A 14,404-nucleotide genomic window follows, 5' to 3' on the forward strand; every position below is an offset into this window, starting at 1 on the left:
TTATTTTTCTAATTATTTCTGATCGTAAAATGAAGAGGCAAAACTATGAGATTTGCCTCTTCATTAGATCATTTACTATTAAAGCTCTTCACCATAAACATCATCAACTGTTTGTGTTGGATCGATCACGATATACAAGCTTTTTGTTTTTTCGCTGACTTTAGTTGATTGGTATACGTTGTCTAAACCTTCGTCAGTTTTGTCTTTGTATGGGAAGTATACTAAGTCAGGTGTACCTGTTTTGTATAAAATTTCCATACGTTCAATATCTTCATATTTTAAGGCACGGGCGAACATACCTAATTCTAATCCACCAAGGTTGATGTCATGTGTTTGAACATGATCCCCTTCTTGGAAAATTTCGATTTTAAAGCCTTCACATGGATGGATTTCCATAAATTCGCTTCCGTGGATGCGACCAAAACTTGTTGTAATTTGTTTGATCCATAGGTCTCCGATAAAGCGGCGTCCGATCGTCCATGTTTCACCATTTCTAAAATAAAACTTCAATCCTGTCATTTCTCTACTCATGATATAAGTCTCCTTACTAAAATATTTTATACATTTTTAAGTTTAGCATAACTTTTAAACTAGGTCACTCTATTCGCTTCATCATTTAGAAAGCGCTAATTTGCTTAAAAATACATCTGTTAAGATAACAGCTCTTTGATGTGTTCCAGAAGCTACGACTTGCTCATTGTCTAAAACCTCAAAAGAAAAATCGACTTTAGATTTCCCCCTTGTTTCAACCTTGATATGAACGAAAATTTCAGCTCCTACTTTTGAAGGTCTTGAATGTTTCGCACTGATCATCGTACCGACTGACGTTTCTTCTGGTGTCAATTCTTTAGCCAAGAAATCTTTGGCTGTATTTTCAACCATCGTGATCAATACAGGTGTTGCAAGAACATCTAGATCACCTGATCCGATCACTTTTGCAGTATCTTTTTGACTGACAATAAACGACTTAGAAAATTTTTCCATAGCGCTCACTCCTTCTCAAGATTGTCTTTTGCAAAAGAAAGTAAAGCTTCCCGCGTATTTTCAACCTGTCCATCAACAACCGCTCTCTCGATCGTTTGAATTAGATCACCCAACCATTTTCCAGGCTTTTTGTCAAAAGACTTCATCAGGTCATTGCCTGTAATGGCTAGCTCTTTCCGATCATGGATAGGTAGACTTAAATATAGTTTACTTGCTTCTTCAATTTTACTCTTTTGGTTATAATAAAACAATAGTTTTTCAACGGATACGAGCGCTTCTAATCCTAAATCGAACAAATCGATGGCTTGCCAATCAGCAACGAGACGTTTCTCTAAACCATATAATAATTGTTGTACTTCCTGAAGTAAATGATTGGAAAGCTTCCATGATTTTAAAAAGCTGCGCAGGTCATTTTCTTTTAGCCCGATCGTTTTGATCAGTAATGTCCACGCTTGTGCTTCCGTCTCTATCCTTCGTTCTGGGAAATCAGCAAACCTTAGTAAAGCATCGCCTGATTGTTTTAATCCTGGACAATATTGATAACATTCCGTCTCGACAAATGGTAAGATTCCAGCCCGTCTATTTTTCCCTAATAACAATTTGCTGAACTCAACAGCGATCCGCTCCACCGAGATTTTTTCAAGTAACGAATGAAATTCTTGGATCGCAGCTAGAGTATTATCTTCAATCGAAAAATCAAGCTGACTGGCAAACCGTAAACCGCGCATCATACGTAATGCATCTTCATGAAACCGTTCTTTCGGATTTCCTACTGCTCGAATGATTTGCTGATTCAGATCTGACATACCATCAAATAAATCAATGATTTCACCTTCGACAGTCATTGCCAATGCATTGATGGTAAAATCACGTCGTTTCAGATCCTCTTTTAGTGTACGGACAAAAGTAACTTTGTCCGGTCTTCTATAATCTTGGTAGGTAGATTCCGTTCGAAAAGTCGTAATCTCATATTGTTCTTCGCCTACTAATATTAGAACCGTTCCATGATCGATCCCAACATCGATCGTCCGTTTAAATATTTGCTTGATCTCTTCTGGGTAAGCACTAGTAGCAATGTCTACATCATGAATTTCTTGACCTAATAAAGCATCACGAACACTGCCCCCAACAAAATAAGCTTCATATCCATGCGAGTGGATTTCTTTTAAAATATCAGATGCTTTGATAAATTCATCTGGAACTATCTCTAATTTCATAGAAGATTTTCCAATCCATAAACTAATTTGTCTAAATGAATCACTTTTTCACAACCTAAAGCGACTCCAGTCATAAACGAGCTACGGTCATAAGAATCATGTCTAATCGTCAAGCCTTCACCAACACCGCCAAATTGAACTTGCTGATGTGCGATCAATCCCGGCAAGCGCACACTATGGATTTTCATCCCATCAAAATCTGCGCCTCGTGCACCGGCAAGCAGCTCTTTTTCTTCTTGATGTCCTTGCGTTTTCTTTTGGCGAACTTCGCTCATCATTTCAGCTGTTTTAAGTGCAGTTCCGCTCGGAGCATCCAGCTTATTATCATGATGAAGCTCGATGATTTCCACATCTGGAAAATAAGCTGCCGCCTTTTGAGCAAACTGCATCATCAAAACTGCACCAACAGCAAAATTAGGTGCTATTAACCCACCGACTTTAAGTTCTTCAGAGAGCGTCGTTAATTCAGACAGTTGTTCTTCTGTTAACCCCGTCGTTCCAACTACTGGTGAAATGTGGTTTTCGATCGCAAAACGAGTATTTTCATAAGCAACTGCCGGAATAGTAAAGTCTATCCACACATCTGGCTTAACAGATACTACTTCTTTTTTATTTTTAAAAATAGGGACATCGATCCCTTTATATTCAGCTAATTCATTCAGATGATTTTTTTCCTCAAACGGATCTAATACACCTACTAATTCAAAATCATCATGGTCTAACACCATTTTGGTCGCTGTAGCGCCCATTTTCCCTTTGAAACCTGCTACTAACACTTTAATCATTTGTCTGACCATCCTTTCGTTCAAAACGATATTTGTCTCGCTGATTGAATTTTTCCATATTCTTTTGAAATGCTTCTGTTAAATCTATATCTAGAGAGTTGGCCATGATCATCGTCACAAACAATACATCTCCTAATTCTTCGGTAACTGTTTTTGGCTGTTCGTTTGCCTTTTTAGGCTTTTCGCCATAATAGTGGTTGATTTCTCTTGCTAGTTCCCCAACCTCTTCAGTCAAACGAGCCATCTGACTCAATGGAGAAAAATAGCCTGTTTTAAATTGCTGGATATACGCATCGACTTCTTGCTGCATCGAGTACAATGACTGTTTATTCTCTTTCATTTTATCGCAACCTTTCTTACTCTATTCATCTTATCAAAAACTTTGTGATCTGGAAAGGTTCTACTTGTTGTTTTATCTGTAGAATGCTAAAGTGAGTACTGGATATAGACAACTTATCATAAAGAATAATAGCTAAATCTTGAGTTGTTAGGGAGTGGAGTTATGGAAGAAAAGAAATTTTATATGAAAGACGTTTTGCTGATTTTAGCCGGGACCTGCCTCTATGCGTTTGGTTTAGTTACTTTCAATATTGCAAATGACTTAGCCGAAGGCGGCGTGACAGGGATCACCTTGATTTTACGAGCATTATTTCATATTGATCCAGCGTACTCAACGCTGATCATCAATATTCCACTGATTTTGATCGGTGGCAAAGTTCTTGGTAAACATTCATTTTATTATACTATTTTAGGAACGGTCTCTTTATCCGTTTTCTTATGGCTATGGCAACGTTTCCCGATCGAAGTTAATCTAGATCACGATTTGTTGATTGCCTCTTTACTTGCGGGGTTAGCTGCAGGCTTGGGCAGCGGTTTTGTCTATCGTGTTGGCGGAACCACTGGTGGAACAGATGTTATTGCTCGGATTTTAGAAAAGAATTATGGGATCAGCATGGGACGCTCATTACTGATTTTTGATATTTTAGTCCTTGTTCTGTCACTAAGTTACATCGATGTTAAACGAATGATGTATACACTGATCGTATCGTTTGTATTTAGCCGCGTGGTTGATTCTGTGCTGGATGGAGCATATGCTGCAAAAGGAATGCTGGTCATTTCTGATCACACAGAAGATATCGGTGAAGTCGTTATGGCTATTTTAGAACGAGGTGTTACTTATTTGAATGGTCAAGGTGGTTACTCTCAGGGAGAGAAAAAAGTGCTTTATATGGTCGTTAGTCCAAGTGAATTGATGGAAATCAAACGAATCGTTCATGAACTGGATCCGAAAGCGTTCATCTCAGTCATCAATGTTCATGAGGCCATTGGCGAAGGCTTTACTTATGCCCGTCCAACTAAAACATTATTCAAAAAGAAAAAGATCTTAAATTGACTTTAAAAGGAGTGAAGCAAAGGGTCAAGCCTTTCGTTTCACTCTTTTTAATATTTATCATGAATTTTTCAAATGATTCAGTTCGTCTGATAATTCAAGAAACGCTTCATAATTATCATCTTCCAACGCTAAATCAATTTGACTATACAATAAGTCGATTTTAGCTTGTTTTTCTTCTTGAGCAAAAAAAGTATTGATATTTTTCACGATTTCTTCACTGACCTGTTCATTCCAGCGAGCATACGGATTATCCTCCAAAATGGATAAATATTGGCTATTTTGCCAAGAACCATCGAATATACATTCAATATACAGGGCTTCTTTCCAGTTCATTCGAATTTCATGGAAAATCTGATCCGTATCTGTAAACTCTTTTCCTGAAAGAAATAAAATAATAGGATCGTCTTCCATTTCCTTTGATGTAACTTTTATTCCTCGCACCGCTTTATCTGCATGCTCAACAAAATGCACATTATTTAAAATCGCTTCATGGTTGATCAAATAATTCAAGATCCATAACACTTCTCTTTGACTAAAAGAAACGTTGTTCACTAACCAAAGTAAAAATTCTTTCTTATCAGAGACATTGACAAACATCGTCATCACCTATCTTTCTTCTATATCATCCAGTAATGATTGTGCTTCTGTATCACCAGGCTCATGGTGGAGATAATGCTGTAACAATTCCTTCGCTTTTTCCAACTGACCTTCTTCACGTAGAAATACCGCATATTCTTTCAAAAAATCAGGTTCGTGGTTAAGTTCTTGATATGCTTGTTCGTAGTGAACTTTTGCCAATGCAAATTCTTCCAGTTCATTATATGCATGAGCGAGATTCCATTCAGCATATGGATGTCCTTGTTCTTCCATCTTTTGAACGACTTCGACAACTTCATCAAAGCGTTCTTCATTTAAATACAAATTACTTAAGGTAAGCAGCGTTTCATCTTTTTTTTCCCCAAGTTCTAGAGCTTTTTTCAATAACTCTTCTGCTTGTTCTGTATCATGTAGGCGATAAGCATTTTCAGAAGCAAGATGGTATAAATCAACTTGAAATGGATTTTCTTTGATTCCTTCTGTCAAAACGCTTTGAGCTTCTTCAAGTTGTTCCTCTTCTTGTAACGCTTCCCCTAATGAAAGATACAACGACTGATAATGAGGATTTAAAGCTCTCAATTGCTGCAGCAATGCAATAGCTTTTTGATTTTCGTGCAGCTGTAAATACGTGAACGCAAGCTGAAATAGACGCTCATCTGTCTGCCCTTCTCCCAAAGCCTTTTCCAAGTAGGGAATAGCTTCTTCAAATTCACCAGTCATGCTGTAACAGCTTCCAAGGCGTTCATTGATCGAAACTCCGGAAATTTCTGTTACTTGTTCCTCAAGCAGAGTAGTGTATGCTTCTACAGCTTCACCAAATTGTCCATTTACAAAATATAACTCGCCTAAAGCGAATAAAATAAGTGGTTCATTCGGTAAAATCTGTTGTGCTTCCTTCAATTTTGCTTCACTGACTTCTGGAATACCGATCACTTGATATAAATCTGCTGTAACAAGCAGACTTTGAACATAGCTATCACTGTCTTTCGTTACTTTTTCTAAATATTCAAAGGCTTCATCGATCATATTATTCTCGATCGCAATCTCTGCCAACGGAATATTTAATCCTTCCGCATCTGGGAAAATCGATAGTAAATGGTCAAAAATCAATTTTGCTTCTTCTAGGAAACCTAATGACAACAACTCTTCACCTAAATCTGCAAGAGTATCATCGTCATCTTTTCTAATTGCTTCTGCAAGCATCAATTGCGCTTGCGCTAAATCATCTTCATGTAATGCTTGTAGCATTTTTTCGCTATATGTTGTCATCGTTCTGCCCTCTGATTTCGTTTATTATTCGTCTATATTGTTCAACAGTCTGTAACAAGTCTTCTGCTTTTGGCTTTTCAAGCTGATCCCCATTGCCGATTTCGCTTAACAAAAGTGCCCGCTCTCCTCGGTCAACACAGGTCAAAATCCCTTCCACATAATCGCTAGTCAAAATTTGTTCTGGAAAATCGACAGGAAAGCCTAAGTGGATCAACCAGATGACAAAATTTTTATAATGAAAAGAAAAACCACTAATTTTCTGTGCCCAAAGTAACTGTAATAAACAACCTAAAAGACGCTTCATATTTCTAGATAAAAGATGTCCATTGGCTGCTTCAGAAAAGCCGTGCTCGAATAGTGTACCAAACTGATCGATTTTTTGTCCATCTATCTCATAATAATGAATCATTTCATTCAATAAAGCAGCAAATGACTGCTGATTTAATTTTGAACGATCATTATAGTTTTTAAAAAGGACCCTTAAATAATCATGACTTCGCACAATACCGCATCGGATAAAAATCAGAAAATCCACTAATTTTCCATCCCCATGGTCTGTGATCAGCGTATGATCATAGATAATTTGTTCTGGGAGCACTGTATTTTTTAATACAGGATGATTGCTTAGTTCTATTTCAGCATCACAAAGTAAGCTCTTACTAAGTGCACGAACTGATAAAGGGAGTAACCAGCAGGTCGATGTCAGCACTGAGGTACTGTGCAAAAAACTAGTCAATTGAATTACTCCTTCATTTCCGATACCTAAAAACAAGAAGTCCTGTTGCTGGTCAAAATCTGCGATAAACGTGAGAAGACTTTCAAGTTCATTCATATTATTGCAATGCGCATCATTCTTACAAATAAACCAATCGATCTCCTGTCCCTCATCAAAAAACTGAATAAATTTATCCGCAAACAAATCATAGTATCGTTGGTTGGTGATCAAAAAAACATGTGTAGCCTTCACCGTCGTTGCTCTGAGCTGAGAAGCGAAGGTTTTTCCATATGTAATCGTGGTTTCTTGATCATTCTTTGCATAAGTGAACTCCATCGCTGTCACCCCTCTTCTTTATTCTACCATTATTTGCCGGAAAACATAAAGAGGGAGGGACTATTTTCCCAAACGATCACTTTGACCCAATAACAATGCTTCTTTAGGGTTTCTTAAAGAACAGACATTATTGATTCACATTTCCCTACAGAATATTCCTTTTTCCAGCATATAAAATTCTCATATGCAACTTATAATAAAATTGCTTCAAAGAAAATGTATGATGTGGACTTTAGCGCACTCCTTAAACATACAAATTTCTAGGAGCATAGTGATTCGATCTAATTTGAATAATTAGTCGCTTTAACTGTTCATAGGTAAACTTGTTTTTGACATAACTAATTATTCCTTATCCTTAAAAAACTGAGATAAATGCTGTCAACATCCATCTATTATGGAAGCAGCACTTATCTCAGCTTTTTATCATTCCAAAATAAAGAAAGAACCCCTGAATATCAAGGGTTCTAAGAACTGTCTTATTTAACAGCATCTTTCAAGGCTTTACCTGGTTTAAACGCAGGTACTTTACTTGCAGCGATTTGAATTTCTTTACCAGTTTGTGGGTTACGTCCTTTACGAGCCGCACGTTCGCGAACTTCAAAGTTACCAAAACCGATTAATTGAACTTTTTCACCTTTAGCAAGAGATTCTTGGATTGTTGAAAATACAGCATCCACTGCTGCAGTTGCGTCTTTTTTAGTTAGACCAGTTGAAGATGCAACGTTTTCGATTAATTCTGCTTTATTTGCCATGGATTATTTCACCTCCTCCACAAGGGATAGGATATCTAATAGATATCGAATTTACGTTCATTTTTGAGTGGTCCAAAAATGACGTACAAATATTGATTTGGTTCAATATTCTGTTATCACGATATCATAGGAAGCTTGTAATAGCAAGGTTTTTGATGCTTTTTAACCAGTTTTTTCAAAAAATGTCATTTTTTTTTAGAACTCAATGAATTTGTTTGTACATTTGAAAAAAGTGTGGTAAAATGCGCTATTTCCGTCTTCTTGGAATAATTTTGATCGGTGTTCCTTCAAAAGTGAATGCTTTTCGAATTTGATTTTCTAAAAAACGTGCGTAAGAAAAATGCATCAATTCTTCTTCATTCACGAAAATCACGAAGGTTGGCGGTTTGATAGCCACTTGTGTAGCATAAAAGACTTTCAAACGTTTCCCTTTATCGGTCGGTGTTGGATTGATCGCGATCGCATCCATCACTACGTCGTTCAATAACGCTGACGGAATTCGTAGGTTTTGGTTCATGCTGACAGTTTCGATCAGCTCAGGCAGCTTATTTAAACGCTGCTTCGTTACAGCTGAAACGAAAATGATCGGTGCATAGTCCAAATATTGGAATTCATCACGAATTTCTTCTTCAAAATCACGCATGGTATTTGTTTCTTTTTTCAACGTGTCCCATTTATTGACGACGATGATGATGCCTCGGCCAGCTTCATGTGCATAACCGGCAACTTTTTTATCTTGTTCACGAATACCTTCTTCCGCATTTAGAACCATCAAAACAATATCTGAACGTTCGATCGCACGCATCGCACGCATTACGCTATACTTTTCAGTACTTTCATAGACTTTTCCGCGTTTACGCATTCCTGCTGTATCGATCATCAGGAACTTTTGCCCATTTTCAGATTCAAAGTGTGTGTCGATGGCATCTCTCGTCGTGCCTTCAATATCAGAAACGATCACTCGTTCTTCACCTAAAATTGCGTTGATCAATGAGGATTTCCCTACATTCGGACGTCCAATCAGGCTAAACTTGATTATGCCTTCCTCTTCTTCTTCGATTTCAGTTGAAAAATGCTTAACTGCTTCATCCAGTACATCACCGATACCAAGTCCATGACTTCCTGAAATTGGAAATGGATCTCCTAATCCTAACGCATAAAACTCATAAATATCATTACGCATTTCTGGGTTATCGACTTTATTCACAGCCAAAATGATTGGCTTTTTACTACGGTATAAAATTTTTGCTACAAGTTCATCTGCATCTGTCACGCCTTCTCTGCCGCTGGCAACGAAAATGATGACATCGGCCTCTTCGATCGCGATTTCTGCCTGATGCTTGATTTGTTCCATAAACGGCTCGTCACTAAGATCGATACCACCTGTATCGATTATACTAAATTCGCGACCTAACCACTCTCCTGTGGCGTAAATACGGTCTCTGGTGACACCTGGTGTATCTTCAACGATAGAAATTCGTTCACCAGCTATACGGTTAAAAATCGTCGACTTTCCTACATTCGGGCGACCGACAATTGCAATTGTTGGATTTGCCATTCAAACTACCTCCTTGACAAGTTTTCAATCTTTACTAGTTTACCTAATGCCTGTCGAAGATGCAAGAAAAACTAGTGAAATATATGTTTAAAGATGAAAAAAGAACGGTACTGTATAAATGACTTCATTTGTCATTAATTACAGTACCGTTCAACTATCCCTGTCATTCTTCTAATGATCGATCATTCTATACCATAGGCTATACGTTTGACATTCATCAAATGACGTGCTGTTACATTATCCGTTGTACTACTGCCGCCCATGGCACCACAGCCTAAAGTCATTGAAGGTGCCAGTTTTGTCGTCGCTCCGATTGCACCTAAAGCGCCAAGTGTATTGACTAAAATACGAGAGGCTTTCATTTCTAAACCAAACGTTTCCGCATTCGCATCCGTTGTCGTATGAAGAACAGCAGTATGACCTGTTCCTTCATTTGCTAGTAAAGCTTTACATGTATCGACACCTTCTTTGAAAGAAGTTACAGTATACAACCCTAAGATCGGTGTTAGTTTCTCTCTAGAGTATGGATTGTGCCGACCGATCTCTGTCTGTTCTGAAATTAAAATACTGGTACTTGCTGGTACATTAATACCTACTAATTCCGCTACATCGACTGCACTTTTTCCAACTATTTCAGGATTCAGAGTTCCTGTCTCTCTCAAAATGTAACAGCTGACTTTACCCGCTTCTTCCTCATTCATAAAATAAGCATCCTTCGCTTTTAATTGTTCAATGACTTCATTTTTGACAGATGCTTCCACAACTAAAGCCTGTTCTGAAGCGCAAATGATACCATTATCAAAAGTTTTACTGCTGACAATACAGTTTATTGCATGATTAATATCTGCAGAGCGATCGATCAATACAGGAACATTGCCAGGCCCTACACCAATTGCTGGATTTCCCGAGCTATAAGCTGCTTGGACCATTGCCTTGCCACCCGTCGCAAGAATCAAAGAGACATCCGGATGCTTCATTAAAGCTCCTGTTGCTTCTAAAGTGGGCTCTTTGATCACTTGAATCAAGCCTGCCGGTGCGCCAGTAGCAACAGCTGCGTTTTCAATAATTTCAGCAGCTAATAAAATCGCATTCAATGCTTTCGGATGTGGTGAAAAAATAATTGCGTTTCCAGTTTTTAGAGCAATCAATGATTTAAAAATGACCGTTGCCGTTGGATTTGTTGATGGAATCAAGCCAGCAACCACTCCTAAAGGTATACCGATCTCGATGATTTTTTCCTGTTCAAGGCGATTGATGATTCCAACTGTCGCTAAATCTTTGATGCTCTCATACACTTGTTCACTTGCAAAAGTATTCTTGATTATTTTATCAGATACTTTCCCAAATCCTGTCTCTTCATTTGCCGCTATAGCCAATTTTTCTGCATTCTTTAGCGTAGCTTGGTAAACACTTCTAACAACCGCATCTACTTGTTCCTGTGTAAAGTACTCGTACTTCTTTTGCGCATTTTTTGCTGTCTCAACAAGAGTTTCGATTTCTTTTACTTTGATTTCTTCTGTCATATCGGCCACCCCTTCTTTTTTAAACGCTTACAAATAGAGTTTAATCTATTTTAGCCAATTTGTTAGGGACAAATTTAAGAAGATTATGGACAATATTTACTTTTTTCTGTAATTTTTTCACAAAGAATTACACTTGAAAGCGCTACTTATTCAATGTATGATAAGGTTGTAAAATAAATTTCACAAAGAAATGAGGGTTTGTTTATGTGCCGACTATTGATTGTCAGTGATGATCTACAGGAACAATCGATGCTTCAACAATCGATCAACGATTCTTTCATGAATATAAAAATCCTACCTCCAGCTACAACTGAAGTAGAAGCACTAAAAATCACAGAAGAATTTTTACCTGAGATTTTGTTGATTTCGATTGACCATTTGGACATCGACGGATTTATTGTGAAACGAAAAATAGTTCAAACTTTGCCGAATATCAAAGTGATCATTTTGACTGAACACGAGAGCTTTCAAAGCCTTCATCAGGCTCTGCGCTGTGGAGTCATCGACTATTTACTTACACCCGTTGATTTTGATGAATTGAAAGTTGCAATCGACCGTTGTGTCAGATCCTTAAATCAAGTTTCACTCATGGATGTATTAAATAATAAACCAACTGTTTTAGCTAAAGAACAAATCAATACTATCTTAGATTATATTCACGAACACTATAATGAGGAGATCAACTTGACCACCTTAGCTGACATCATGCACCTAAATCGTCACTATGTCAGTCGCTTCTTTAAAGAAGCTGTCGGAATGAATTTCATTGATTATTTAACTGCTTATCGGATTGAAAAAGCGAAACAGCTATTGATGAAAACAGAGGAGCCTATTACTGAAATTTCAGGAACAGTCGGTTATATAGACTCAACATATTTCAGTAAATTATTCAAGAAAAAAGTGGGACAATCGCCTCATCAATTTCGTAAACAGTATCATGGGGAACATACCCCAGCTGATTTAAGAATTATTTATCAATGAACAAAAAAAATCCACGATAAAACTAGAAAACAGTTTTATCGTGGATTTTTATTCTTGATAAACGGTGATAAAAATCAGACCGAGCATTTATACTCTACCTTCAGACTGAAAAATTATTCTGAGTCTGTGTCCTGACCTTTTAATGCATCACCTAAGATATCACCCATTGTGAATCCAGTATTTTCTTCTGGAAGTTCATAATCTTCAACATCTTTTGGTTCTTCTTTAGATTCTGGTTTTGCTTCTAATGCCTTAATACTTAGAGCAATACGATGTTCTTCAGGATTGACTTCTAATACTTTTACTTGGATCGCATCGCCTTCTTGCAGTACTTCATGAGGAGTTGCAATATGTTTATGCGAAATTTGAGAGATATGCACTAAGCCTTCCACGCCAGGGAAAACTTCAACAAATGCACCAAAGCTAGTTAAACGCTTAACAACTCCGTCAAGAACAGAGCCGACAGCTGCTTTATTTTCGATATCTTCCCACGGTCCTGCCAATGTTTCTTTGATAGATAATGAAACACGCTCTTCATCTGGATTGATCGAAAGGATCTTGACTTTCACATCATCTCCAACTGATAAAACATCGCTTGGTTTACCGACATGCTGATGAGCGATTTCTGATACGTGAACCAATCCGTCAATACCGCCTAAATCGATAAATGCACCGAAATCAGTTAAACGAGCAACTTTACCATCCACGATATCACCATCATGCAATGTTGCTAGAATATCTTTTTTCTTCGATTCCTTTTCAGCTTCAACAACAGCTTTATGAGATAAAATCAAACGATTTTCTGAAGGTTCGATTTCAATGATTTTGAACGTCAACGTCTTCCCTTTGTATTCAGAGAAATCATCTACAAAATGATCTTCAACCATTGATGCAGGAACAAATCCACGTACACCAACATCAACAACTAAACCGCCTTTTACAACATTTGTAACAGGTGCTTCGATGATTTTTCCGGCTTGGAAATCTTGCTCGATCTCTTCCCAAACTTTTTTAGCATCTAAACGGCGTTTTGAAAGTAAATAACTGCCATTTTCTTTATCTTTACCGATTGATGTGATGACTACTAAATCTAATATGTCACCGACTTTAACTAATTCATTGATATCTTCTACTTGAGTCGTAGATAACTCTTTTGCGGGAACTACGCCTTCAACACCGGCGCCTTCAATACCAACAATCACTTGTTTGTCCTCAACGGCAAGTACTTCACCCTTAACGATGTCGCCAACGTTTACTTCTTGGACGCTGTTCATTACATCTTCCATTGTTTCATTGCTGTTTTCCATTTGTTTGTCTTCTGTCATGAATACTAATCCTCCTATGCCACCAAAAATTCGTAAAAAACTGACCTACTCCCTTAATAGTACGGGATTTTCCAGAAAAAATAAAGCGATTTCTCTCATTTTCTTTTTTTTCTTTCAGAGAAGAAGAAATTTTCTTGCTTAAAGACAAAGAAACTATATCCTTATCTGATTTGTAAAGGTGAAAGTAGCATTTAACTAGCTGCTAAAATAACTTGCTCAATCGCTGCTACGACCTCTTCTATAGTTAAACCTGTCGTATCGATCTTCACTGCATCTTCCGCTTGCTTTAAAGGTGACACAGCTCGAGTTGAATCAAGGTGATCACGCTGCTCGATTTCTTTTTTCAATGTTTCAAAATCTGTTGTGATTCCTTTTTCCTGATTTTCTTTATAACGTCTTTCTGCCCGTTCTGAAACACTGGCAACCAAAAAGATCTTGACTTCCGCATCTGGCAAGACTGCTGTACCGATGTCTCGGCCATCCATCACTACTCCTCCAGCTTGACCGATCGCTTGTTGCAGTTCGACCATTTTTTCTCGAACTTCTTTATGTTTCGCAACGATCGAGACAGCGTTTGTAACATCCGGCTGTCTAATTGCTTCCGTTACTTCATTGTTGTCGACAAAAACTAATTGCTCTTTATCAGTTTGCTTAAATGAAATCGTATGCTCCAAACATAATTTGACTAAACCCGTTTCATCTTCAAAATCAATATTCTTTTGGATCGCTAAATAGGTCAATGCACGATACATCGCACCTGTATCACAGTATATATAATTTAGTTTTTTAGCTAAAATCTTTGCTACAGTACTTTTGCCGGATGAAGCCGGACCATCGATTGCAATACTAATCTTTTTCATAATGCGCTCCCTTGTTTATCACATAGTAAAAGAGTCTGGTACAAAACGATCACTGTTTTGCTTCAGACCCTTAATAACAGCAGAAAACATTGGGACATTTCCTGCTGCT

At 37.6% G+C, this 14,404-nt stretch carries 15 protein-coding genes; 2 read left to right on the plus strand and 13 right to left on the minus strand.

Annotated elements, in window-relative coordinates; all coding sequences use genetic code 11:
- Positions 1–78: 78 nt before the first annotated feature.
- The 5 genes from IGI58_RS16500 to IGI58_RS16520 form a co-directional block, all read right to left on the minus strand.
- The gene (locus tag IGI58_RS16500) at positions 79–531 is read right to left on the minus strand and encodes a hypothetical protein (protein WP_010772458.1); all 453 of its coding nucleotides are present in this window, start codon (positions 529–531) and stop codon (positions 79–81) included.
- Between the two features lie 81 nt (positions 532–612).
- On the minus strand, positions 613–984 hold the full coding sequence (locus tag IGI58_RS16505) for a thioesterase family protein (protein WP_429952553.1): 372 nt from the start codon (positions 982–984) through the stop codon (positions 613–615).
- A gap of 5 nt (positions 985–989) precedes the next feature.
- A complete protein-coding gene (locus IGI58_RS16510) occupies positions 990–2,201 on the minus strand; it encodes a CCA tRNA nucleotidyltransferase (RefSeq protein ID WP_429952552.1) in 1,212 nt (403 codons plus the stop codon).
- Positions 2,198–2,986: a 4-hydroxy-tetrahydrodipicolinate reductase gene (gene dapB / locus IGI58_RS16515; protein ID WP_429952551.1), complete on the minus strand. Its 789-nt coding sequence runs from the start codon at positions 2,984–2,986 to the stop codon at positions 2,198–2,200. The genes IGI58_RS16510 and dapB overlap by 4 nt, the downstream gene beginning before the upstream one ends.
- On the minus strand, positions 2,979–3,326 hold the full coding sequence (locus IGI58_RS16520; protein ID WP_087640047.1) for a nucleotide pyrophosphohydrolase: 348 nt from the start codon (positions 3,324–3,326) through the stop codon (positions 2,979–2,981). The genes dapB and IGI58_RS16520 overlap by 8 nt, the downstream gene beginning before the upstream one ends.
- A 162-nt stretch (positions 3,327–3,488) precedes the next feature.
- Here IGI58_RS16520 and IGI58_RS16525 point away from each other — a divergent pair, with 162 nt between their 5' ends.
- Positions 3,489–4,379 carry a YitT family protein gene (locus tag IGI58_RS16525; protein WP_429952550.1) on the plus strand — a complete coding sequence of 297 codons (891 nt, stop codon included), beginning with the start codon at positions 3,489–3,491 and terminating at the stop codon, positions 4,377–4,379.
- 57 nt (positions 4,380–4,436) lie between these two features.
- Here IGI58_RS16525 and IGI58_RS16530 read toward each other — a convergent pair whose 3' ends face one another.
- The 6 genes from IGI58_RS16530 to IGI58_RS16555 all read right to left on the minus strand — a co-directional run bounded on the left by IGI58_RS16530 (position 4,437) and on the right by IGI58_RS16555 (position 11,129).
- Positions 4,437–4,976 carry a ReoY family proteolytic degradation factor gene (locus IGI58_RS16530; RefSeq protein WP_225534150.1) on the minus strand — a complete coding sequence of 180 codons (540 nt, stop codon included), beginning with the start codon at positions 4,974–4,976 and terminating at the stop codon, positions 4,437–4,439.
- A gap of 9 nt (positions 4,977–4,985) precedes the next feature.
- Positions 4,986–6,245: a tetratricopeptide repeat protein gene (locus tag IGI58_RS16535; protein WP_429952549.1), complete on the minus strand. Its 1,260-nt coding sequence runs from the start codon at positions 6,243–6,245 to the stop codon at positions 4,986–4,988.
- Positions 6,232–7,296, minus strand: a complete 1,065-nt coding sequence (locus tag IGI58_RS16540; RefSeq protein ID WP_429952548.1) for a hypothetical protein — start codon at positions 7,294–7,296, stop codon at positions 6,232–6,234. The genes IGI58_RS16535 and IGI58_RS16540 overlap by 14 nt, the downstream gene beginning before the upstream one ends.
- A gap of 476 nt (positions 7,297–7,772) precedes the next feature.
- Complete coding sequence (locus IGI58_RS16545; RefSeq protein WP_010761417.1) at positions 7,773–8,048, minus strand: HU family DNA-binding protein; 276 nt, start codon at positions 8,046–8,048, stop codon at positions 7,773–7,775.
- Positions 8,049–8,295: 247 nt separating this feature from the next.
- Positions 8,296–9,606, minus strand: a complete 1,311-nt coding sequence (gene der / locus IGI58_RS16550) for a ribosome biogenesis GTPase Der (RefSeq protein ID WP_087640043.1) — start codon at positions 9,604–9,606, stop codon at positions 8,296–8,298.
- Positions 9,607–9,788: 182 nt separating this feature from the next.
- Complete coding sequence (locus IGI58_RS16555) at positions 9,789–11,129, minus strand: aldehyde dehydrogenase family protein (RefSeq protein WP_429952547.1); 1,341 nt, start codon at positions 11,127–11,129, stop codon at positions 9,789–9,791.
- A gap of 204 nt (positions 11,130–11,333) precedes the next feature.
- On the opposite strand from IGI58_RS16555, the gene IGI58_RS16560 reads away from it, so the two are divergent.
- A complete protein-coding gene (locus tag IGI58_RS16560) occupies positions 11,334–12,110 on the plus strand; it encodes a helix-turn-helix domain-containing protein (protein ID WP_429952546.1) in 777 nt (258 codons plus the stop codon).
- 113 nt (positions 12,111–12,223) lie between these two features.
- Here IGI58_RS16560 and rpsA read toward each other — a convergent pair whose 3' ends face one another.
- Positions 12,224–13,435, minus strand: a complete 1,212-nt coding sequence (rpsA, locus tag IGI58_RS16565; protein WP_087640040.1) for a 30S ribosomal protein S1 — start codon at positions 13,433–13,435, stop codon at positions 12,224–12,226.
- A 191-nt stretch (positions 13,436–13,626) separates the two neighbouring features.
- Entirely contained in the window at positions 13,627–14,295 is a 669-nt protein-coding gene (gene cmk, locus IGI58_RS16570; protein ID WP_429952545.1) for a (d)CMP kinase, read from the minus strand.
- Positions 14,296–14,404 lie beyond the last annotated feature (109 nt).

The organism is Enterococcus sp. AZ020 (genome assembly GCF_050499205.1).
Lineage (GTDB): Bacteria > Bacillota > Bacilli > Lactobacillales > Enterococcaceae > Enterococcus_L > Enterococcus_L dunnyi.

Coding starts and splice junctions, on each gene's coding strand:
- IGI58_RS16500 (WP_010772458.1), bottom strand. CDS start 531: ATGAGTAGAGAAATGACAGGATTGAAGTTTTATTTTAGAAATGGTGAA.
- IGI58_RS16505 (WP_429952553.1), bottom strand. CDS start 984: ATGGAAAAATTTTCTAAGTCGTTTATTGTCAGTCAAAAAGATACTGCA.
- IGI58_RS16510 (WP_429952552.1), bottom strand. CDS start 2,201: ATGAAATTAGAGATAGTTCCAGATGAATTTATCAAAGCATCTGATATT.
- dapB (WP_429952551.1), bottom strand. CDS start 2,986: ATGATTAAAGTGTTAGTAGCAGGTTTCAAAGGGAAAATGGGCGCTACA.
- IGI58_RS16520 (WP_087640047.1), bottom strand. CDS start 3,326: ATGAAAGAGAATAAACAGTCATTGTACTCGATGCAGCAAGAAGTCGAT.
- IGI58_RS16525 (WP_429952550.1), top strand. CDS start 3,489: ATGGAAGAAAAGAAATTTTATATGAAAGACGTTTTGCTGATTTTAGCC.
- IGI58_RS16530 (WP_225534150.1), bottom strand. CDS start 4,976: ATGTTTGTCAATGTCTCTGATAAGAAAGAATTTTTACTTTGGTTAGTG.
- IGI58_RS16535 (WP_429952549.1), bottom strand. CDS start 6,245: ATGACAACATATAGCGAAAAAATGCTACAAGCATTACATGAAGATGAT.
- IGI58_RS16540 (WP_429952548.1), bottom strand. CDS start 7,296: ATGGAGTTCACTTATGCAAAGAATGATCAAGAAACCACGATTACATAT.
- IGI58_RS16545 (WP_010761417.1), bottom strand. CDS start 8,048: ATGGCAAATAAAGCAGAATTAATCGAAAACGTTGCATCTTCAACTGGT.
- der (WP_087640043.1), bottom strand. CDS start 9,606: ATGGCAAATCCAACAATTGCAATTGTCGGTCGCCCGAATGTAGGAAAG.
- IGI58_RS16555 (WP_429952547.1), bottom strand. CDS start 11,129: ATGACAGAAGAAATCAAAGTAAAAGAAATCGAAACTCTTGTTGAGACA.
- IGI58_RS16560 (WP_429952546.1), top strand. CDS start 11,334: ATGTGCCGACTATTGATTGTCAGTGATGATCTACAGGAACAATCGATG.
- rpsA (WP_087640040.1), bottom strand. CDS start 13,435: ATGACAGAAGACAAACAAATGGAAAACAGCAATGAAACAATGGAAGAT.
- cmk (WP_429952545.1), bottom strand. CDS start 14,295: ATGAAAAAGATTAGTATTGCAATCGATGGTCCGGCTTCATCCGGCAAA.